At 73.4% G+C, this 21,281-nt stretch carries 15 protein-coding genes; 11 read left to right on the top strand and 4 right to left on the bottom strand.

Annotated elements, in window-relative coordinates; translation table 11 throughout:
• Window positions 1-32: 32 nt before the first annotated feature.
• Window positions 33-1,679: a carboxyl transferase domain-containing protein gene (locus QOZ89_RS02545; RefSeq protein WP_198543369.1), complete on the bottom strand. Its 1,647-nt coding sequence runs from the start codon at window positions 1,677-1,679 to the stop codon at window positions 33-35.
• A 484-nt stretch (window positions 1,680-2,163) separates the two neighbouring features.
• On the opposite strand from QOZ89_RS02545, the gene QOZ89_RS02540 reads away from it, so the two are divergent.
• From QOZ89_RS02540 to purH, 8 genes are all read left to right on the top strand, one after another.
• Window positions 2,164-4,116 (top strand): protein kinase domain-containing protein, encoded by a 1,953-nt coding sequence (locus QOZ89_RS02540; RefSeq protein ID WP_312622886.1) that lies wholly within the window; start codon window positions 2,164-2,166, stop codon window positions 4,114-4,116.
• A gap of 411 nt (window positions 4,117-4,527) precedes the next feature.
• Entirely contained in the window at window positions 4,528-5,694 is a 1,167-nt protein-coding gene (gene sucC / locus QOZ89_RS02535; RefSeq protein ID WP_071050674.1) for an ADP-forming succinate--CoA ligase subunit beta, read from the top strand.
• 79 nt (window positions 5,695-5,773) lie between these two features.
• Window positions 5,774-6,646, top strand: coding sequence for a succinate--CoA ligase subunit alpha (gene sucD / locus QOZ89_RS02530; RefSeq protein WP_071050673.1), 873 nt, complete (start codon window positions 5,774-5,776; stop codon window positions 6,644-6,646).
• 619 nt (window positions 6,647-7,265) lie between these two features.
• Complete coding sequence (locus tag QOZ89_RS02525) at window positions 7,266-8,075, top strand: hypothetical protein (protein ID WP_083419118.1); 810 nt, start codon at window positions 7,266-7,268, stop codon at window positions 8,073-8,075.
• A 304-nt stretch (window positions 8,076-8,379) separates the two neighbouring features.
• Window positions 8,380-9,729: a cell division protein PerM gene (locus QOZ89_RS02520; RefSeq protein ID WP_312622884.1), complete on the top strand. Its 1,350-nt coding sequence runs from the start codon at window positions 8,380-8,382 to the stop codon at window positions 9,727-9,729.
• 268 nt (window positions 9,730-9,997) lie between these two features.
• On the top strand, window positions 9,998-10,519 hold the full coding sequence (locus QOZ89_RS02515) for a helix-turn-helix domain-containing protein (protein WP_312622883.1): 522 nt from the start codon (window positions 9,998-10,000) through the stop codon (window positions 10,517-10,519).
• A gap of 191 nt (window positions 10,520-10,710) precedes the next feature.
• Entirely contained in the window at window positions 10,711-11,319 is a 609-nt protein-coding gene (purN, locus tag QOZ89_RS02510) for a phosphoribosylglycinamide formyltransferase (protein WP_312622882.1), read from the top strand.
• Window positions 11,320-11,383: 64 nt separating this feature from the next.
• Window positions 11,384-13,054, top strand: coding sequence for a bifunctional phosphoribosylaminoimidazolecarboxamide formyltransferase/IMP cyclohydrolase (gene purH, locus QOZ89_RS02505; RefSeq protein ID WP_312622881.1), 1,671 nt, complete (start codon window positions 11,384-11,386; stop codon window positions 13,052-13,054).
• 390 nt (window positions 13,055-13,444) lie between these two features.
• Here purH and QOZ89_RS02500 read toward each other — a convergent pair whose 3' ends face one another.
• A complete protein-coding gene (locus QOZ89_RS02500; RefSeq protein WP_071050670.1) occupies window positions 13,445-13,786 on the bottom strand; it encodes a hypothetical protein in 342 nt (113 codons plus the stop codon).
• 214 nt (window positions 13,787-14,000) lie between these two features.
• On the opposite strand from QOZ89_RS02500, the gene QOZ89_RS02495 reads away from it, so the two are divergent.
• Both QOZ89_RS02495 and QOZ89_RS02490 read left to right on the top strand, forming a co-directional pair.
• The gene (locus tag QOZ89_RS02495) at window positions 14,001-14,453 is read left to right on the top strand and encodes a DUF3017 domain-containing protein (protein ID WP_312622880.1); all 453 of its coding nucleotides are present in this window, start codon (window positions 14,001-14,003) and stop codon (window positions 14,451-14,453) included.
• 276 nt (window positions 14,454-14,729) lie between these two features.
• Window positions 14,730-16,952: an NADP-dependent isocitrate dehydrogenase gene (locus QOZ89_RS02490; RefSeq protein WP_071050669.1), complete on the top strand. Its 2,223-nt coding sequence runs from the start codon at window positions 14,730-14,732 to the stop codon at window positions 16,950-16,952.
• A 91-nt stretch (window positions 16,953-17,043) separates the two neighbouring features.
• Here the strand turns inward: QOZ89_RS02490 and QOZ89_RS02485 are convergent, their stop codons facing one another.
• Together QOZ89_RS02485 and QOZ89_RS02480 are read right to left on the bottom strand one after the other, a co-directional pair.
• Window positions 17,044-18,354, bottom strand: a complete 1,311-nt coding sequence (locus QOZ89_RS02485; RefSeq protein WP_083419117.1) for a YhjD/YihY/BrkB family envelope integrity protein — start codon at window positions 18,352-18,354, stop codon at window positions 17,044-17,046.
• Window positions 18,355-18,467: 113 nt separating this feature from the next.
• Window positions 18,468-19,298, bottom strand: coding sequence for a serine hydrolase domain-containing protein (locus QOZ89_RS02480; RefSeq protein WP_312622969.1), 831 nt, complete (start codon window positions 19,296-19,298; stop codon window positions 18,468-18,470).
• A 300-nt stretch (window positions 19,299-19,598) separates the two neighbouring features.
• Here QOZ89_RS02480 and QOZ89_RS02475 point away from each other — a divergent pair, with 300 nt between their 5' ends.
• Window positions 19,599-20,975, top strand: coding sequence for an NAD(P)/FAD-dependent oxidoreductase (locus QOZ89_RS02475; protein WP_083419677.1), 1,377 nt, complete (start codon window positions 19,599-19,601; stop codon window positions 20,973-20,975).
• Window positions 20,976-21,281: the final 306 nt, after the last annotated feature.

Genomic DNA, 21,281 nt, shown 5'->3' with positions numbered 1-21,281 from the left:
GGCGAGTAGTCGGGGTGGGAGGGACCGTGACGTTACAGGTGGCCGGGTAGTGCTGTCGACCACTTCCTCTGCCGGGTGGACAGGCGAATGCCCTGGTCAAGGGGGGTGAGCCGGGCCAGCGTCGTGGCGACGCCGCGGACGATGGCGGCCGGGTCGCTCGAAGGGAGCACCTCGTCGGCGAAGCCCAGCCGCAGCAGGTCGGTGGGCCGCAGGCCACCGAGGCCCGCGGCCCGCTCGGCGGGGATGCGCAGCGTGGCGGCCGCTCCCTCCGGCGAGAGCGCGGTCAGATAGCTGTCCGGCGTCATCAGCACGGCGTCGGCGCAGGCCGCCGCGAGCGCTCCACCGGAGCCGCCCTCACCGACGACGACGGACACGGTCGGGCTCGGGCAGCGCAGTACCGCCTCCATGGCGGCGCCGATCGCCGCCGCGACGCCGCCCGCCTCGGCCGGCGGGCTCGGGTCGGCCCCCGGGGTGTCGACGAACAGGACCAGCGGCAGACCCAGCTTCCCAGCGAGCCGAGCCGCCCGCGCGAGCAGCCGGTAGCCGGCCGGGCCGGGAGCACCCCGCGGCTCGGCCGCGACCGCCACCCCGACGACACCCAGTGCCGCTGAGCGCCCCGGGGCGTCCGGTCCCGCGCCGTCCGGTACGCCGGGCGCCGGGGCGGCGGCGAGCAGGCCGAGCCGAGCCCGCACGGCGGGGTCACCGCCGGCCAGCTCGACCCCGCACACCGCCACCGCGTCGAGCGCCGCGCCGCCGCCCGCCCGGCCCGCCGCTCGGGCGGCGAGCACCTGGGCCCAGCCCAGCCCGCCGTCGGCGGCCTTGCTCCCATTTCCCGCGGCGACGCCGCCGCCCGTCGCCCGGATGTCCATCGCCGCGTGACCGTCCGAAGAGCCGGTGGCGGCGTCGCCGGCACGGGCGTCATCGCGCGCGGCGGGCGCGGTGGCGTCCACCGCGGGCTTGGCGGCCGCCGCGACGAGGGCGGCCGCGAGCCAGGCGCCCATGTCATCCGGTTCGACGACGGCGTCGACCAGCCCGGCCCGCCATGCGGCCTCGGCGGTGTGGCTGTCGGCGCCGGGCGGCGCGCCGGTGACGGCTTCGACGACCCGCGGGCCGGCGAAGCCGACCGTCGCCCCGGCCACCGCGCAGCGCAGGTCGGCTCTGGAGGCGATCGTCACCCACACGCCACCGGTGGTCGGGTGGTCGACCACGGCCACGTGGGTCACGCCGGCCTCGTCGAGCCCGGCGGCGGCGAGCGTCGCCCTCGGCAGCCCGACCAGTCCGGCTACCCCCTCCTGCAGGCGCGTGCCGCCGCTGCGCAGGAAGGACAGCAACGGCCGACGAGTGGTGGCGGCGTGCTCGGCCGCGGCGGCGAACGCGGCGGCGTCGACCTCGCCGAAGCTCCCGCCGTACACGCCAAATTCCCAGACCGCGACAACGCAGTCGACGCCGGCCACCGGGCCCTCGCCCCACCAGACCGCCTGGATACCGGCGTAGCCGGGCCAGCGCAGACGGTTCGGTGCCGGATCGCTGCGTGGCGATGGCGTTACGCTGGCGAGGAGCTTCGCGCGCCAGTCGGTGTGCGCGAACCGGGGCGGCACAGTGGCGTCGGCAGTGGCACCGGCGAGCTCCTGCCCGGGCGGGCGGGACGGGCCTGTCGGCGACGCGGCGTGATCGGGCATGTCCGCATCGTCGGACCCACCGAGGTGCTGTGTCGTCGCACGGAGCGGAATGTCACTGCGCGCACCATCCTGCGGTGCGCGATGTTCGCGCCGTCCCGTTCTGGGCCGGCCGCGGCCCGCCCCCAACCCCCGCCCGCCCCGCAAAACAAGCCAGGCACCCGCGCCCGGCCCCGCGGCGTACGGCGGGGCGTGATGCCGCGCCCCACCTCCGTGGCGATGTGCGCGCGTGGGGCTGTGGAGGGGCGTGCATACTGTCCGGAGTCGCTATATGCCGGTAGCGTCCGGATGCCTACTTCGGCCCGGGCTGTCCAGCCGGTTGGAAGCGGTCCAGCCAGCTGGTCGCGGGGTCCATGCCCTGGTAGCCGGTGCTGTCGGCATTCGGCGGCGGACATCGGCCGGAGGCCGGCCCCGCGAGGCGGCCGGCACCGCTGGTCCGACGGGGCGTCCACACGCCGCCGCCGCTCCGGTCAGCGCGAGGGGGGCCATGCTCACACCGCTCACGGACGACGACCCCATCGCCATCGGTCCGTACCGGCTGCAGAACCGGATCGGTGAGGGCGGCATGGGCAGCGTCTACCTGGCGTTCACCGACCGGCAGCAGCCGGTCGCGGTGAAGGTCGCCTCCGCCGAGCTGTCGGAGGACGTGGAGTTCCGCCGCCGCTTCCAACGGGAGGTCAGGGCCGCGCAGCGGGTCCGCGGCGGCGCGGTCGCGACGGTGCTCGACGCCGACACCGCCGCCGACCGGCCATGGATGGTCACCGAGTACGTGGAGGGCATCAGCCTGGCCGACGCGGTCCGCCGGCGCGGCCCGCTGCCCGAGCGCCTGGTACGGGGACTCGCCGCCGGGCTCGCCGACGCGCTGGTGGCGATCCACGAGGCGGGCGTCGTTCACCGCGACCTCAAACCGTCGAACATCCTGCTCGCCTGGGACGGCCCCAAGGTCATCGACTTCGGGATCGCGCAACTGGACGGCAACGCGACGCTTACCCGGTCCGGCCATGTCGTCGGGACGCTGGCCTGGATGGCGCCCGAGCAGATGCGTGGCGAGCAGGCCGGCCCCACGGCAGACATCTTCTCCTGGGGCTGCTGCGTCGCCTACGCGGCGACAGGCCGGCACCCCTTCCACGCCGACCGGGCCGAGGCGCTCGCGTTCCGCATCCAGCGCGACCCGCCGGACCTGGAGCACCTGCCCGGCTACCTGTCCGACACCGTCGTGCCGGCGCTGGAGAAGGAGCCACGGCTTCGCCCGTCGGCGGTGGCGCTGCTCGCCGTGCTCAGCGGCCAGCCGGTGCGCAGCAGGAGTGACGCGCACCGCGCGATCGAGACGGTGCTGGAACGTGACTGGTCCGGGCAGTTACCCGGCGCCGGTGGACAGCGCGGCTCGGCTGGGCACCAGGGCGAGGGAGAGCGAGCGGCCTCGGCGTCGCCGGTGCCTGTCTCGCCGCCGGTGTCCTTCCCCCCGCCGACACCAGCCCTGCCGCCGGCGCCCATGCCCCGGCCGTCACCCGCTCCGGAGCCGATGCCGTCGCGACGTCCGTACGCGAACGAGGCCTGGCCGCCGGCCCCGGCATGGCCGGTGCCCGCCCAGCCGCTGGAACGACATCCGGGGGACTGGCGGCCGTCCCAGCTGGACCACCGGTACGACCCGCCCTCGTCATACGAGGAGGCTCCTCGCCGGGAGTCGCGGCACTCCGAACCTCCTTATTATTCCGGCGCTCCGTACCCGGACACTTCGTACCCGGGTCCGGCGCACTCCGGTTCCGCCGGTGCCGAGGCTCCGTACGCGGATCCCACGTACTCCGACTCTGAACGCTCGCTCGCGCAGCCGCCGTACAGGGAGCCGCCGTATTCGGAGGCCGCCCACGGGGGCGGTGCGAGCCCCGGGCCGACGCCACCGCCGGCCCCGCGGACGCCCGACGGGGACTGGCGATCGGCCCGCGCCGGCTCGCTGGGCATGCCACCGCCCGCCGACGCGTTCCGCCCGTCGCCGCCGCCGGTGCTTCCATCGGAGGGCGGCGAGCCGCCGGCACCGCGCGCGTGGCCACAGCCGCCAGCGGATCACCCACCGGGCGGCCAGCAGGGCCGTCAGCGGGCGGCCGGAGCGGAGCTTGAGCGGTACCCGGCCGGGGCCGTCCTGGGGGCGGTGAGCCCTCGGCCGGGGCCGTCGACCGGCCGGCCGGCAGGGGGCCGCAGGGCCAGCCGTCGCCCGGCCAGCCCGGGGTGGAACCTTCCCGCGGTGTTCTCGGCGGTGTTCGCCGTCCTGTGGCTGTTCGGGGTTGGCAGCGTCGCCGGTATCTATCTCGGTTACCGCGCCCGGGCCGTCACCCAGGGCGGCCCGCGGCGCGGCGACCGCCTCGCGGCGGTGGGCATCGTGCTCGGCTGGCCGGGCCTCGTCCTGGCGGTGCTGTTTCTGGGGTACGCCGCGGGGCACGGCTGAGGCCGGCGGCGTCCGCCCATCGGGCGCCACGCCCATTACAAATCACACCGTGTGAGATCGGACATATGCGCCGGCTCTCGGCGGCGCGCCGTCGGTTGATGCCTGCGGTTGCTGGCAGGTGCCCCCCGCCGCCGCGGACACCCCGGCGGGGGCGTCGCGGGCGGTTTTGTACGGTTCTGCCGCGCGCGCGGGCAGCTCCGGTGCCCCGGATGATCGGTGAGCGGTCATGGAGCCGGTCCGGGGCCGCCCCGTACCGCGCGGCTCGGCTCACTCACGGCGCCACAGCGTCACCTGGATGGTGCGGAGTCATTTGTGGGCCGCGCCGCGCAGGCGCGCGTCACGGCAGGTGCGTCAGTAGGCTCGCATCCGTTCCGTGCATCCCCTGACCGACCGCACCCGACTGGACGGACCGTGGATCTCTTCGAATACCAGGCGAAGGCACTCTTCGCCGAGCATGGCGTCCCGGTGCCCACCGGCAAGACCGCCACAACCCCCGACGAGGCCCGCGCGATCGCCGCGGAGCTGGGCGGCAAAGTCGTCGTGAAGGCCCAGGTCAAGACCGGTGGCCGCGGCAAGGCCGGCGGCGTCAAGGTAGCCGACGGGCCGGAGGACGCGTACGAGAAGGCGACCGCCATTCTCGGCATGGACATCAAGGGTCACACCGTGCATTCGGTGCTGGTGGAGCAGGCCAGCAACATCGCGGAGGAGTACTACGCGTCGTTCCTGCTGGACCGCGCGAACCGCACCTTCCTGGCGATGGCATCGCGCGAAGGCGGCATGGAGATCGAGGAGGTCGCGGCGACCAAGCCCGAGGCCCTCGCCCGGATCCACCTCGACCCGCTGACCGGCGTCGACCTCGCGAAGGCCCGCGAGATCGCCGTCGCCGCCAAGCTCCCGGAGGCCGCCCTCGACGGCGCGGCCGAGCTGCTGGTCAAGCTGTGGGAGACCTTCGTCAAGGCGGACGCCACCCTGGTCGAGGTCAACCCGCTCATCCTCACCGGCGATGGCCAGGTGATCGCGCTCGACGGCAAGGTGAGCCTGGACGAGAACGCCGACTTCCGCCACCCGGAGAACGAGGCGCTCGTCGACGTCTCGGCGGTCGACCCGCTGGAGCAGAAAGCCAAGGAAAAGGGCCTCAACTACGTCAAGCTGACCGGCTCTGTCGGCATCATCGGCAACGGCGCGGGCCTGGTCATGTCGACCCTCGACGTCGTCACCTACGCCGGCGAGGAGTTCGGCGGGCAGCGCCCGGCGAACTTCCTCGACATCGGCGGCGGCGCCTCGGCCGAGGTCATGGCGAACGGCCTGTCGATCATTCTCTCCGACCCGTCGGTCAAGAGCGTCTTCGTCAACATCTTCGGCGGCATCACCGCCTGCGACGCGGTCGCCAACGGCATCATCAAGGCCCTCGAACTGGTCGGTGAGGTGACCACCCCGCTGGTGGTCCGCCTCGACGGCAACAACGCCGAGGAGGGCCGGCGGATCCTCGCCGAGGCCAACCTTGCGGTCGTCAAGCCCGTGGACACCATGGACGGCGCGGCGAAGCTCGCCGCCGAGCTCGCCGCCGCCGCGGCCTGACAATTACCCGGCAGGCTTCCGGGGCGCGACGGAGAACCCGACCGCACCCCTTCGGCCTGGGTGAAAGGAACCGCTCGCAATGGCCATCTGGCTCGACGAGAACAGCCGCATCGTGGTGCAGGGCATCACCGGCTCCGAAGGCAGCAAGCACGCGAAGCGCATGGCGGCGTCCGGCGCCGCCATCGTCGCTGGCGTGAACGCACGCAAGGCAGGCCAGTCCCAGGACGGCGTGCCGGTGTTCGCGTCCGTCACCGAGGCTATGGAGAAGACCGGGGCCAACGTCTCCGTCATCTTCGTCCCGCCGAAGTTCACCAAGGACGCCGCGATCGAGGCCGTCGACGCGGAGATCCCGCTCGCGGTCGTCATCACCGAGGGCGTCCCGGTGCACGACACCACCGAGTTCTTCGCCTACGCGCAGGGCAAGGGCAAGACCCGCATCATCGGCCCGAACTGCCCCGGCATCATCAGCCCCGGCAAGTCGAACGCCGGCATCATCCCGGCCACCATCACGCCGCCAGGGCGGATCGGCCTGGTCAGCAAGAGCGGCACGCTGACCTACCAGATGATGTACGAACTGCGCGACTTCGGCTTCTCGACCGGCGTCGGCATCGGCGGTGACCCGGTCATCGGGACCATTCACATCGACGCCCTCGACGCGTTCGAGGCCGACCCCGAGACCGACGCGATCGTGATGATCGGTGAGATCGGTGGCGACGCCGAGGAGCGGGCGGCCGCGCACATCGAGGCGCACATCACCAAGCCGGTCGTCGGCTATGTCGCGGGCTTCACCGCGCCGGAGGGCAAGACGATGGGGCACGCCGGCGCGATTGTCTCCGGTTCATCCGGCACCGCGCAGGCGAAGAAGGAAGCGCTGGAGAAGGCGGGCGTGCGGGTCGGCAAGACGCCGTCGGAGACGGCTCGTCTGATGGCCGACATCATGCGGTCGTTGTAGGGCACGGCGCGGAGCGCCTCGTCTCCACAACAACCGTCGGGTGTGGCGGGGCGCCCCAGGCCCCCGCCACACCCGACCGGTCTGGTCGCGGACCCAGCGCATGTGGCCGTGGCCCGCGCCGGTCCCAGCGGGTGAGGCGGGTTGGGCCGGCAGTGTCCCCTTGGCGGCATCCCTGAACTGGGCCCGTTGGCTGTGACGGTGCGCGAGCTGGCGAGGCGCCGTTGGGCATCGGCTCGTCCATGTGCGCTCCCAGCGCGGCAACAGACATCCATCAGCTCGAATGTCTAGCCGCGGCGGGTCGCGACGCTGTTCCAGCGACCAGTAAGCGCAACTCGGCCACAACTGGTGACGGCGCATCGGCGCGGCGCCAGCCCAGCCGCGTCGTCAGCCCGGTCCAAGCCCTACCACCGCCATATGCCAGGGCCCGGTACCACGCGAGGAGGGCGCTCAGCGCCCGACACGGGGCGAGCGCGCCCAGCGCCTCGCCCCGGCAGTGGGAAGCGGGCCTGCCCGGGCGCGGCGGCGACGGCGCGGGGAGAATACAGAAGACTTCCGCGGCGGTGCTTGATGAACTTGGGTCCGGCGCTTGGGCATTCCGGACGAAGTGGGGTTGGTCCCGATGGTGAAGATCGCTGGTCGCGACGTCGTCACCAGTGACGTCGGCGTCGTGGCCGGTGGCCTGGTGGTGCTGATCTCCAGTTTCCTGCCGTGGATGGGGATCGACTGGTTTTACTACCGGGGCAGCATCCACATGGGCTGGGCCAGCGGCCCGCTCGCCGTGTTCGCGATCGTGCTCTCGTTTGCCGCCGCGGGCCTGGTGGCCGCCCGAATGGTCGCCAACCTGAGGCTGCCCGCGATCGGTCCGGTGGGCCCAGCGCTGCTCACCGTGATCCTGGGCGCCATCGCGACCCTCTTCATCCTCATCCGGCTGGTCACCGTCCACCCCTGGGACTCGCGTTTCGGTCTGTACTTCGGCCTGATCGGGGCCGCTGCGCTGACCGGCTTCAGCGTCGTCGGACTGCTCGCCAGCGGCGAGCAGATCCCCGGCCGCGGGCCGGTGACCGGCGCGCCCTGGGAGCAGCGGCCTCCCTACGGCCAGCCCTATGGGCGGCCCTATGGACACCCGGGCGCGGCGCCGGCGCCCTACGGGCCGCAGCCAGCCGCCCCTTACCCCCAGCCACCGGCCACGGGCTATGGCCAGCCAACGCCGGCTCCCGGTTACGGCCAGCCGACACCGATACCCACAGCGACGCCGACGCCCGCGCCGGGCTACGGCCAGCCGCCCGCGCCGTATGGTCAGCCGTCGCCCTACGGCCAGCCGCCGCAGACTCCCGCGCCGGGTTATGGCCAGGCCCCGGCACCTGGGTACGACCCGGGGCGGCAGCAGCCGCCGCAGGCCGGCGCCCCTTATGGTCAGCAGCCCAGCTAGCCCAGCCGAGGCCCTCTCACGAGCGATCCGCGGCAGCAGGCAGGTCGTTTGCGCTCCCCCCGGCGGCGGCGGGCCTTGGCGCCCGGAAGCTCGTCGGTGACACCAGTCATCCAAAGCCCCGGAACGTGCTGAAGACCGCCGAAGATCGACCAGCTGGGAGGACGGCCCAGCGGCCCATCCTGGACGATTTGACCGTGGGGCGTGGACTGCCCGCCATGCGGTGATATCGGCTGGATCGGTCATTTCCGGCTATGCCCCGGCGTGTTGGCCCGGTGTGGCGGCGTGAGCGTGCGAGCGTCGTCCCGTGGCCCATCCTGTCGCCTCGCGCGGTGCCGCGGCGCTTCGGCTGACCCGGCTCGCCAGGCTCGCGCACGCGTTCGGCGTCGCGCTGCCTGGGCCGGCGGTGGCCTGCGCGGCAGGGCTGGTCGCCGTGCAGCTGCTGGTGCTGGTCGCGTGGGGAGCTGACACCAGGTCGAGCGCCGGTGCCGGCGCCGCGCTGCGGGTCGGCGCCGACCTCTGGCTGCTCGCGCACGGGGCGACCCTGCGGCTCCCGGACGGCGACGTCCGCGTCCTCCCGCTGGGGCTGGCCGCTCTGCCCGTCCTGCTCGCGGCCTCGTCCGGTTACCGGCTGGCCGCCGCCCGGGCGGGCGGGGCCGTCTCGCGCGCGCCGCGGGAGGTCGACGTCGCCGCGGGTCTCGCGGGCCGGGTCGGGTCGGGTCTGCGCTCCCGGATTCCCGGCCTCGCCGACTTCGTGCCGCTGCCGGCCGGTCCCGGCGGCGCGCGTTCGACGGCGGCGCGCCGCCGGGTCCGGCCGCGCCGGGTGCTCCTGGACATCGTGGCGGTGGTGTTCGCGCAGACCGCGCTGGTCTGCGTGGTCTGCTGGGCCGCGTCGAGCCCGATGGCACGGCCGGTGCCCAGCTCGGCGGCGCTGGGCGCGGCCGGCCTGTCGGGCCTGGGCGCGACCATCGGCGTGCTGGCCGGCTACCGCCGTCTCGGCACGGCCTGGCGGCGGGTGCCGGTGATGCTGCGAGTGCCCCTGGCCGGCGGGCTCGCGGCGACGGCCGCGCTCGTGGCGGTCGGCGCGCTGGGCCTGTGCGTGCTCCTGCTCGTCCGGGCGGGCAGGGTGTCCGGCGTCGCCAGCGGGCTGGACCCGGGCCTGGTCGGGGGGGTCGGGCTGTTCGCGGTCCAGCTCGTACTGCTGCCCAACCTGGCCATCTGGGCGTGCTCCTACGCGCTGGGCACCGGATTCGCCGCCGGGCCCACCGTCACCGTGACCCCGACGTCCGCGGCCCCGACCACCCTGCCGGACCTGCCGGTGTTGCGGCTGCTGCCCTCAGCCCCTCTCCCCGGCTGGGCCTGGCTCGTGCTCGCCGTGGCGCCGCTCGCGGCCGGGACGGCGCTCGCGTTGTCGGTGCGCCGGGCCATCCCCGGCGCCACCCTGTTCGGCCGCCTCGGCATGGTGCTCACCGGCGCGGCCGCCTGCGCGCTGCTGGTCGGGCTGCTCGCGGCGCTGTCCGGCGGTGGCATAGGTACCCAGGCGGCATCCACGTTCGGGCCCGCGCCTGGCTGGGCGATCCTCGCGGCCGCGGCGGAGGTCGGGATGGCCGGCGCTCTGGTGACCAGCGTCGCCGAGCTCGTCCGCCGTCGTCCCTAGCATCCGTACCGCGCCTGGCCGCGCCTGGCCCAGGGCCCCGCGCGGCGCGCGGCTTCGCCCTTCCCGCGTCGTCCCGCGTCGGGCCTCGTGACCGCGCGCCGGAGAGCACCGCGGGTGTCGTAGCTGGTCGTTACGGTGTGATCGTTGTCCGGGCGGACGCCCGGAGAGGCCAGCCGCCCACCGGAGCTCGCGGGGCTCGCCGCCTGTGACCGGCTAGCGGGCGGCGCGGCCGGCCCGCGATGCCCGCCTGGAGTCCGGGGAGGCCGTCATGGCACCCACCGCGGCACAGATTCGTGCCCAGTCGACCGACCTGCGTGCCCTGGGCTGGTCCTACCGGCGGATCGCCGCGCACTGGCAGCTGGCCCAGGGCCTGGGCGCCCGGCTCGCGTTCCGGCTGGCGCACGGCTGGACGCAGGAGGACGCGGCTCGGCGTTGGAACGAGCGGTGGCCGGACTCCCCGAAGACTGGCAAGTCCTTCAGCTACTGGGAAACCTGGCCCGCGCCCGGTGGCCGTGCGCCGTCGCCGCTCGCGTTGGCCCGCCTCGCCGAGCTGTACCTGTGCCGCCCCGGCGATCTGCTGGACGGCCTCGACCACGGCGTCCTCGACCCGGGCGTGGACGCGGGCGGCGGGCTGGGCGGCTGCCGCCACCGGGACCGCCATGACCAGGGCTGCCTGGCCCCTGACGGCCGCCGCGACGGCGCGGGACCGCCCGACCCGGACTTCGAGCTGGACCTGGGCCTCTCGTTCGGCCAGCAGTTCTGGTACCCCGCCGACGCGTTGCGCGGGTAGCGCGGATGGCCGCGTCTGGAGGGGGCAAGTCAGTACAGTCGGGGGTCGAGTCACCGCCCCGGGCCGCGCTGGCGGACCGGTCGGCAATGCACCCGATTCCTGGCTACCCGGTCCCTGACCACGTCAAGAGGGCGCGAAGCGCCGATGACGGGGCGCTTCGCGCCCCGCCCCTGTTGCCTCCGGAGGGTCCTGTGCCTGCCCGCTTGGTCGTTCTCGCGTCGGGCGCTGGCACCACCCTGCAGGCGGTCCTGGACGCCTGTCAGGACCCGGCCTACGGTGCGCGGGTCGTCGCGGTCGGCACGGATCGGACGGGTACCGGCGCCGAGCGCCGCGCACTGGCGGCTGGCGTGCCGGTGTTCACCGTCCGGTTGGCGGACCACCCCGACCGGGACGCGTTCAACGCCGCGACGGCGGACCGGATCGCGGCCGAGCGTCCCGACCTGTTGGTGCTCGCCGGGTATATGAAGATTCTCGACAAGCAGGTCGTCGGGCGGTTCCGCACGGTCAACACCCATCCGTCCCTGCTGCCGTCGTTTCCGGGCGCCCATGCGATCCGCGAGGCGCTGGCACACGGCGTGAAGGTCAGCGGAGTCACCGTGCACTGGGTGGACGAGGGGGTCGACACCGGGCCGATCATCGCCCAGACGGCGGTGGACGTCCTACCAGGCGATACCGAGGACATCCTGCGCACCCGGATCCAGGCAGTCGAACGCGGGTTGTACGTCACCACGATCGGTGAGATCGCGCGAGGGCGGCCGTCGGAGGCCGCGATCCGCCAGGACGTCCCCCGCCGCCAGTAAGCGCGCGAGGGGTCTTCTGGCGGCGTAGAGACCGCGTGGAATGCATGGCCAACAAGGAGGAACTATGACGAGGCCGCAGGATCCGACGACGGTCCCAGCTGGGGCCGACGGCCCGGCGGCGGAGTCCTCGGCCGCCGGTGCCGCGGCGGGTGCCGAGGTCGTCGCCACCGGGCGTCGGCGGCTGCGCCGGGCGTTGGTCAGCGTCTACGACAAGTCGGGGTTGGGTGACCTCGCCGAGGCGTTCCAGGCGGCCGGGGTGGAGGTCGTGTCGACGGGCTCCACGGCCGAGGTACTGGCCAAACACGGCCTCGCCGTCACCCCGGTGAGCACGCTGACCGGTTTCCCGGAGGTTCTCGGCGGCCGGGTGAAGACCCTGCACCCCCGGGTCCACGCGGGCCTGCTGGCCGACCTGCGCCAGGCGGAGCACGCCGAGGCGCTGGCCGAGCTCGACATCGAGCCGTTCGACCTGGTCGTCGTCAACCTGTACCCGTTCCGGGAGACGGTGGCCGCCGGCGCGACCGAGGACGAGGCGGTCGAACAGATCGACATCGGCGGCCCGGCGATGATCAGGGCCGCGGCGAAGAACCACGCGTCGGTCGCGGTCGTCGTCGAGCCGGACGACTACCCGGCGCTGATCGAGGCGGTCGGAGGCGCCGGCTTCGACCTCGGCACGCGCCGCCGGCTCGCCGCCAGAGCGTTCGCCCACACCGCCGGCTACGACGCGGCGGTCGCGTCCTGGTTCGCGAGCGTCGTCGCTCCGGACGAGACCGCGAGCCAGACCGGCTGGCCAGACGTGCTGACGGCCCAGTGGCGGCGCTCGGACGTGCTGCGCTACGGCGAGAACCCGCACCAGCGAGCCGCCCTCTACGTCGCCACCGACGACCGGACCCCGGGGCTGGCGACGGCGAAGCAGCTGCACGGCAAGCAGATGTCCTACAACAACTACACCGACACCGACGCGGCCCGCCGCGCCGTCCACGACTTCGCCGAGCCGGCCGTCGCGATCATCAAACACGCCAACCCGTGCGGGATCGCCATCGCGGACGACATCGCCGAGGCCCACCGCAAGGCGCACGCCTGCGACCCCGTGTCGGCCTTCGGCGGCGTGATCGCGACCAACCGGCCGGTCACCGTCGAGCTCGCCGAGCAGATCGCGGAGATCTTCACCGAGGTCGTCGTCGCGCCGGGCTACGAGCCGGGCGCCCTGGACGTCCTGTCCCGCAAGCCGTCGATCCGGCTGCTGGAGTGCGCGCCTCCGCCGCACCAGCGCGGCGTGGAGCTACGCCCGATATCCGGTGGGCTGCTGCTGCAGTCCCGCGACGCGCTGGACGCGGCCGGGGACGAGCCGTCGGCCTGGACGCTGGAGGCCGGCGCGCCGGCCGACGAGGCGACGCTTGCCGACCTGCGGTTCGCCTGGCGGGCGGTCCGCTCCGTCAAGTCGAACGCGATCCTGATCGCCGCCGACGGCGCGACCGTCGGGGTCGGCATGGGCCAGGTGAACCGCGTCGACGCGGCCCGGCTCGCGGTTACCCGGGCCGGGGACCGGACGAAGGGGGCGGTGGCCGCCAGCGACGCGTACTTCCCCTTCCCCGACGGCTTTCAGGTGCTGGCCGACGCCGGGGTGCGGGCCGTGGTCGAGCCGGGCGGATCGGTTCGCGACGAGCTCGTGGTCGCCGCGGCGCGGGAGGCCGGCGTCACGCTGTACTTCACCGGCGTGCGCCACTTCGCGCACTGAGCCCTGGAACAGGGAGGGACTCGGGCGCGGGCCGCGCCATCGCGGAGCGAGACGCGCCGGAAAGGGCGGCGGGTCTCGGCCTCACCGGCCCGCGCCGGAGCCGGGGCGTCGGTTCTGGCCGCCGCGCCCGTTGCCGCCGCCGCGCCGGCCGGCGCGGCGTTCCCGCCTCGTGCGGGCGTCAGGGGGCAGGGCGCGGCCGTCATCTGTCTCCCCGTTCGGGTGAGGAGACTCAGGGGCCGCGTCGCGCTGGTCTTTGGCACCGGCCGGCGGAGGCTCCCGCTCCCGGCCTGGTTCCGCGTGGGGTTCTCCTGGACTGGCCGCCGGGCCCGCAAGAGGGCGCTGGGCGGTCGGCGGCCGGTCGAGGAGAAGGGGGCGGTCGGCGCCAGAGCTTCAGACGCTTGTCGACTCCGCGGCAGCCGTACCCCGCCGAGCCGCGCTTGTCGCGCCGGTCGTCGTGGTCGTGCCGGTGGCCGCGGTGGTGCTGGTGCTCGCCGTGGCGCTGGCCTGGCCGCCGGGCACGTCGCTGTTCGGCACGTAGCGCTGCGAGACCCAGTCGAGCGCCTCGCGCCACGAGGCGCCGTAGAGGACCGAGATTCGATCCGCGGTCTGGCGCGCGAGCGCCTGGACGAACACGCGGTCGTCGCTGTCGAGGTGCCGGGCGTCCCCGAACGTCTCCCACGCCCGGAACATCAGCTCCTGAAGCTTCTTGCTGTGTGGCGACTCGTCTGCCACGTCACGCTCCTCCTGCTGTGGGACCTGACGGGGCAGTCTGCCCTAGTCCGGGTGAGCGCTGTGCGGTGGGGGTGCCTATTGGCCAAAGGAGGCGCGACGATGTTCTTCCTTCGCGCCTCCGGCGGCCCGTCCCAGAAGCACTTGGGCCAAAGGAGGCGCGACGATGTTCTTCCTTCGCGCCTCCGGCGGCCCCGTTCTCAGAAGCACTACGCGGGTGCGCGTGCCCGGCCGTGGCATCCCTCCCTACACTGTGAACGTGGCCGGACCGGGCGTGACGCGAGGTCAGCGGCCGCCGCCCGCGCCGCGCCATCCGACGGCTGGTGGCCCCACCCCGCGGCCCGGTTCACGAGCCCACGCGAAGGCGCGGCGGGCAGCCGAGCGCCGCAGCCGCTCGCCGTGGTTCATCCGGCAGCTCGTGCTGACGGCGGCGCTGGCCGGCGTGACGCTGGGCCTTGCCATGGTCACGCAGCAGCGGTGGCGGCAAGGCCTGTTCGGCGTCGGCGCGGTTCTGCTGGTGATGGCCCTGGCGCGTCTCGCCCTGCCCACGCGCAGCGTCGGGATGCTCGCGGTGCGGGGCCGCCTGTTCGACGTGGTCACGCTCCTGGTACTGGGCCTCTCCGTCATTGGCCTCACCCTGACGGTCCCGATCCCGATCCCCGGCACATAGCCGCGCTCCGCGCTGACAGACGGGGCGGAGCGTCCCGTCACACTGCCGGGCCGCGAGCAGCTCGCGCACGGTAGCCTCGCCTGCGCCCGATCCTTCACCACCGCGACGCTCACCTGGCCGAAGGCCACGCCGCTCGGCGACGATCAGACCGGAGCCGGTGCCCTGACAGGGCTCGCCCCTCGACCTGCCCGCGACGGCCCTGAGCGCCCGGCCAGGTCGAAGCGAGCGGGACTACCGTTGGGTAGCCAGACGCACCAGACGCGAAGCGGAGTAGCGGTGACAGAGTCAACAATCATCTATACGTTCACCGACGAGGCGCCGGCCCTGGCGACGTATTCGTTCCTCCCGGTGATCCAGGCTTATGCCGCCACCGCTGGCGTCCCCGTCGACAGTCGCGACATCTCCCTGGCCGGTCGGATCATCGCCACCTTCCCGGACTACCTCGAGGAGTCCCAGCGCGTCGGCGACGCGTTGGCCGAGCTCGGCGAGCTGGCGCTGCGGCCCGAGGCGAACATCATCAAGCTGCCGAACATCTCGGCTTCGATCCCGCAGCTGAAGGCGGCGGTCGCCGAACTGCGGGACAAGGGCTACGCGCTGCCGGACTACCCGGACGACCCGAAGACGGACGCGGAGCGGGACGTACGCGCCCGCTACGACAAGATCAAGGGCAGCGCGGTCAACCCGGTGCTGCGCGAGGGCAACTCCGACCGGCGCGCTCCCGCATCGGTGAAGAACTACGCGCGTACCCACCCCCACAGGATGGGGGCCTGGAGCGCCGACTCGAAGACGAACGTCGCGACGATGGGCCACGACGACTTCGCCAGCACCGAGAAGTCGGCTGTCATCGGCTCCGACGGCGCACTGCGCATCGAGCTGGCCGGCGCGGACGGCACCACCACCGTGCTGAAGGAGAACGTCAAGGTTCTCGCCGGTGAGGTCGTCGACACCGCCGTGTTGCGCGTCGGCCCGCTGCGCGCCTTCCTCACCGAGCAGATCGCCCGGGCCAAGGCCGAGGGCGTGCTGTTCTCCGTGCACCTGAAGGCCACGATGATGAAGGTCTCCGACCCGATCGTCTTTGGCCACGCCGTGCGCATGTTCTTCCCGAAGACGTTCGCCACCCACGGCGACACCCTCGCGGCCGCGGGCCTGAACCCGAACGACGGCCTCGGCGCCGTTCTCGCCGGCCTCGCGGCGCTGCCCGAGGGTGAGGCAATCAAGGCCTCGTTCGACGCCGAACTGGCAGATGGCCCGGCGCTGGCGATGGTCGACTCCGACCGCGGCATCACCAACCTGCACGTGCCGAGCGATGTCATCGTCGACGCCTCGATGCCGGCGATGATCCGGACCTCCGGTCACATGTGGGGGCCGGACGGCAACGAGGCCGACACGCTGGCCGTGCTGCCGGACAGCAGCTACGCCGGCGTCTACCAGGTCGTCCTCGACGACTGCCGGGCGAACGGTGCCTACCACCCGGCGACGATGGGATCGGTGTCGAACGTCGGCCTCATGGCCCAGAAGGCCGAGGAGTACGGCAGTCACGACAAGACGTTCGAGATTCCGGCGAACGGCGCCGTGCGGGTCGTCGACCTGTCCGGTGCCGTGATCCTGGAGCAGCCGGTCGCCAAGGGCGACATCTTCCGGATGTGCCAGGTCAAGGACGCCCCGATCCGGGACTGGGTGAAGCTCGCTGTCACTCGCGCCCGTGCCACCGGCGACCCGGCTGTGTTCTGGCTCAACGAGAACCGTGCGCACGACGCCCAGATGATCAAGAAGATTCAGGCCTACCTGCCGGAGCACGACACCGAGGGCCTGACCATCGAGATCCTGCCGCCGGTCGAGGCCACCGCGTACTCGCTCGAGCGGATCCGGCGGGGCCTCAACACGATCTCGGTCACCGGCAACGTGCTGCGGGACTACCTGACCGACCTCTTCCCGATCCTGGAACTGGGCACCAGCGCCAAGATGCTCTCGGTCGTCCCGCTGATGGCCGGTGGTGGCCTGTTCGAGACCGGTGCCGGCGGCTCGGCGCCCAAGCACGTCCAGCAGCTGGTCAAGGAGAACTACCTGCGCTGGGACAGCCTGGGCGAGTTCCTGGCCCTCGCCGTCAGCTTCGAGCAGTTCGCGAACGTCACCGGCAACTCCCGCGCCAAGGTGCTCGGCGAGACGCTGGACCGGGCGACCGGCACGTTCCTCAACGAGAACAAGTCGCCGGCCCGCCGCGTCGGTGGGATCGACAACCGCGGCAGCCACTTCTACCTGGCGCTCTACTGGGCCCAGGAGCTCGCGGCACAGACCGCCGACGAGGAGCTGGCCGCCGCCTTCGCGGGCTTCGCGAAGACCCTGGCCGAGCAGGAGGCGACGATCGCCGCCGAGCTGCTTGCCGTACAGGGCTCGCCGGCCGACATCGGTGGCTACTACCAGCCCGACCCGGCCAAGGCCAGCGCCGTCATGCGCCCCTCGGTGACCTTCAACGAGACCCTCGCGGCACTGACCGTCTAGGGGGCCAAAGGGTGTGCGAAAATGATCTTCCTTCGCACACCCGGCGGCCGTTGTCCCCAGGATCACTAACGGTCGGACCGCGCCTAACGGTCTACGGCCGGCCGCTCTCGCCCTGTCCCGGGGCGGGGGCGGCCGACGTCTTCTCCGGGGTCGCGTCCGCCCGGCCGTCGCCCTGCTCGCGGCGGCTGGGCACCTCCTGGCCGGGGGGACGGCCGGGATGACGGCGCGGAACGACCCGGCGGAAGCGGTCCGCGACCCAGCGCCGGTTGTCGGGCTCGGGCTCGTTGTCGGGCTCGGGCTGTCCAGGCCCGCCGTCCTGGCCGGGCGTCTCGTCAGGGCTGGGCGGCCCGGACTTCTCCGTCTCGTCCGTCTCGCTCCGGCCGCCGGTCTCGCCCCGCTCCTCCCCGGCGCCGCCCCCTCCGGCGTTGTCCGGCTGGCCGGCGTGATCCGGCTGGTCCGCGTGATCCGGCTGACCGGCGTCGGGACGCTGGCTGGCGGTGCCGGACGGGTGGATGTCCGAGTTACCCGGGGCGGTGACCGCCCATGCCGCGGCGAACAGTATCCAGCGCATCAGGATGTTGATCCAGATGAGTAGTCCGACGATGACGGCGAATGTGCCGTAGACCGGGTTGCCGGTCGCCTTGCCGACCAGCCAGGTGCCAAGCAGCTTGAACACCTCGAGACCGACCGCGCCGAGCAGCGCCGCCCGGACGACCGCGCGCCGGTTCGTCTCCTTCGGCAGCCGCCAGAACAGGTACAGGAAGACCATCGTGTCGGCGATCAACGCCAGCAGGAAGCCCAGCAGCCCGGCCAGCCAGGCCGCCGCGGAGCTGCCCTCCAAGCCGGTTACCCGCAGCAGCACCCCGTTGGCCGAGGTCGCGAAGCTGGTGAGCACCAGCGACACGATGAGCAGCAGGCCCAGACCGAGCAGGACGCTGACGTCGCGCAGCCGCCGGGTGACGAGGTTGCCCGCGTCGGTGCTCTGGTGCCACATGAGCCGGATCGCGTCGCGCAGCGCGGAGACGCACGCGACGCCGGCGAGCAACAGAGCGACGAGACCGATGAGCCCGACGCCGAACTTCGCCGAGCCCAGGTTCGCCACGTTCAGCTTGTCGGCGAGCCCCGGCAGGTAGCCGTTGATCTGCTTGACGATCTCCTGCTTGGCGTCGGGATAGGCGTCGACGACGAAGCCGATCGCCGCGTAGACCAACGCGATGATCGGAAAGAACGACAGGAAGGCGAAGTAGGTGACGCCGGCGGCCAACCGGTCGCCGCCGTCGGAGGCGTATCGCCCATAGGCACGGATCGCATGGTCCAGCACGGGGATCCGCCGACGCGTCGTCGAGACTCCGCCGGACACCCCGCGCCAGGTCGCGCCGAACGCCCCGCGGATGTCTGTCACTCAGCGTGCATACCCCAGCGACGCCGATACGCAACCATTCCTTCGGCTACTAGACAGGCCCAGAGCCACCCTCCACACCCGGGCCGGGCGCCAGAAGCCCGGCGCGGGAGCGCTCAGCGGTGGCGCGTCTCGGCGAGGACGGCGTCGGAGAAGGGGGGCCATGCCTCGGCGGCCCAGGGGCCGAAGTCGCGGTCCGTCAGGCATACGCACGCCACCCCGGCGACCGGGTCCACCCACAGGAACGTGCCCGACCGGCCGAAATGACCGAATGTCGCCGGCGAGTTCGTCGCCCCGGTCCAGTGCGGCGTCTTGTGGCCGCGCAGCTCGAAACCCAGCCCCCAGTCGTTCGGCCGTTGCATCCCGAAACCCGGCAGCACGCCGTCCAGTCCCGGGAAGGCGGCCGTCGTCGCCGTGACGAACGTCTCCGCCGCGAGCAGCGTCGGGGAGAGCAGCTCGGCGGCGAACGCGGCGACGTCGTCGGCCGTCGAGAGGACGCCATAGGCGGGTGACGACTCCAACACGGACGAGGTCATCCCGAGCGGCGCGAACACCGCCTCGTCGAGATAGGCGGCAAACCCGATTCCGGTCGCGGCCTCCAACGCCCGGCCGAGCTCCTCGAATCCGGTGTTGGAGTAGATCCGGCGGGTGCCGGGGCGGGCGAGGACCCGCGTCTCGGAGAAGGCGAGGCCAGAGGTGTGAGCGAGCAGGTGGGCGATGGTCGAGCCCTCCGGGCCGGCCGGGTCGCCGAGGGCGAAGGCGCCTTCCTCGACCGCGACCAGCGCCGCATAGGCGGACAGCGGCTTCGACACCGACGCCAGCCGGAACCGGGCCGCCAGATCGCCGGTCGCGGCCACCCGGCGCACCGACCCGTCGGCCGCGCGCGCGAGAACCACCGCCGCGACAGTGGGAACGGGCCAGCCGGAAACCTGCTTGAGCGCCTCCACGATGCGCACTCTACGAACAGGACTCGCAAAGCGGGCTGGTTGGCGGTCGGTCCCGGCTGTTTCGGGGATCACAGGACAACGTCGGCTGGCACCGGCGACGTCGGGCGGAGCTCCGGCCGCGAGACCGGGCGGGAGCCCCGGCTGCGAGACTGGACCGATGCGCCGCCTTCGTGCCCATCGCGCCATGACGGCCCGCCTGACCGCTGTCGTCGTCCCGGTGCCCGCCCGGGCCGTCGCCGCGGCGCCCGCCCTCACCGATCTTGCTGCCCCAGCCGCCGTCCAGACCGCTAGGACAATCCGATGAGCGCCCCAGCCGCCACGACCGCAGGCGAGCCCGCGGCTCTCGCCTTCCCGCGCCGCCCGGCCGGACCCGCCGCGGTGCCCGCGCTCGCGGTGCCGGCGGTGCCGGTCAGCCACCCGGCGGCACTGCGTGAGCGCCTGGTCGACGTGCTGGTCGTGGGCGGCGGCCCCGCCGGAGCGGCCGCGGCGCTGGCGGCGCTGCGCCACCGCCCGGATGCCACCGTGGTGATCGCCGACCTGGCCGCCTTCCCGCGTGACAAGACCTGCGGCGACGGCATCGCGCCGCACGGGCTCGACGTGCTGCGTGAGCTCGGGGTGCCCGACGCCGCCGCCGGGTTCCGGCCGGTCGACCGGATGCGCCTGCGCACTCCCGGCGGCGCGGAGGTCGCCACTCCGTCGACGCGGGCCACCCATGTCATCCCGCGGATGGTCTTCGACGCCCGCCTCGTCGCGGCTGCCGCCGCCCGCGGCGCGCATGTCATCCGGCACCGGGTCCGTGAGATCACGGTGACCACGGTCGACGGCGTTCCGGCCGTCGTCGTCGACGGCGGGGTGCTCGCCGCCCGGGTGCTCGTCGGCGCCGACGGCGCCAACTCGGTGGTGCGCCGGGCGCTGGGCATCGGGATGAACCCGCCGGAGTCGCTGGCGATCGCGGTCAGGGCCTACGCCGACGCGCCCAAGGCCGACGTGCCGCCCGAGCAGTACATCGAGATGACCGACGAGGGCTGGCCGGCCTACGCCTGGTCGTTCCCGATCGGCGACGGGCGGGCGAACATCGGTTTCGGGATGCTGCGCTCCCAGCTGGGAGCGACCGCCGCCGCCCGCGGCGCCGCCGGCGACACGGCCGCGTCGGGCCGGGCGGTGCTGCACGGGACGCTCGCGAAGGTCCTGCCCGAGCAGCCGGCCCATCCCGGCACGGTGCGCGCGCACCATCTGCCGATGTCGACCTGGCGGCCCCGCCAGCCCGACGGCCAGGTCCTGCTCGCCGGCGACGCGGCATCGCTGGTCAACCCCCTCACCGGCGAGGGGATCTACTACGCGCTGCTGTCCGGCTCACTCGCCGGCGACGCGGCGATGCGGGCCGTCCTCACCGGGCGACCGGCCAGGGCCGGCGCCGCCTACCGGCGCGCGCTCGCGGGGGAGCTCGGCCGCCATCTGCGGCACACCGCGCTGCTCGCGGGCCTTGCCGGCCGGCATCGCGCGCTCATGGACGCGGCCGTGCGTTCCGCGAGCCGGCGTACGGAGCTCTACGACACCCTTGTCGAGATCGGCTTGGGTCGAGGCACCATTCCGACCGCATCGCTCGCTCGGCTCGCCGCCCGGCGGCTGCTTCCTCACCGCTCTGCCGCGCCTGAGCCAGGGCTTGGGCCTGTCTGATACCGCTCGGGCCGGAACGCCCGAACCGCCGGTGTTCGAGGCGGGAGCCGCCGGCGAGGGCGGCCCGCGGGGAGTCGGTGGGGGCCCTCGGAGCGGTGCTCCAGTCGCGCATCCCCGCCGCATCGGGCACCCTGGGACCGGTCGCGATGACCGGTCGACATCGGATAGAAGACCAATATCACGGTGACCCCGGGTGGGGAAGCAAGCAGTCGGCCGTTATCCTTGACAAAGACCTGTCGGATCCTCTAACGAGGACGACCGCGAGGAGGTGGCCGCTGTGAGTTCTAGCGGGTGCTCTAGTTACGG

The organism is Pseudofrankia coriaricola, from assembly GCF_032027725.1.
Taxonomy (GTDB): Bacteria; Actinomycetota; Actinomycetes; order Frankiales; family Frankiaceae; genus Pseudofrankia.
This window is presented reverse-complemented; position numbering and strand designations above follow the sequence as displayed.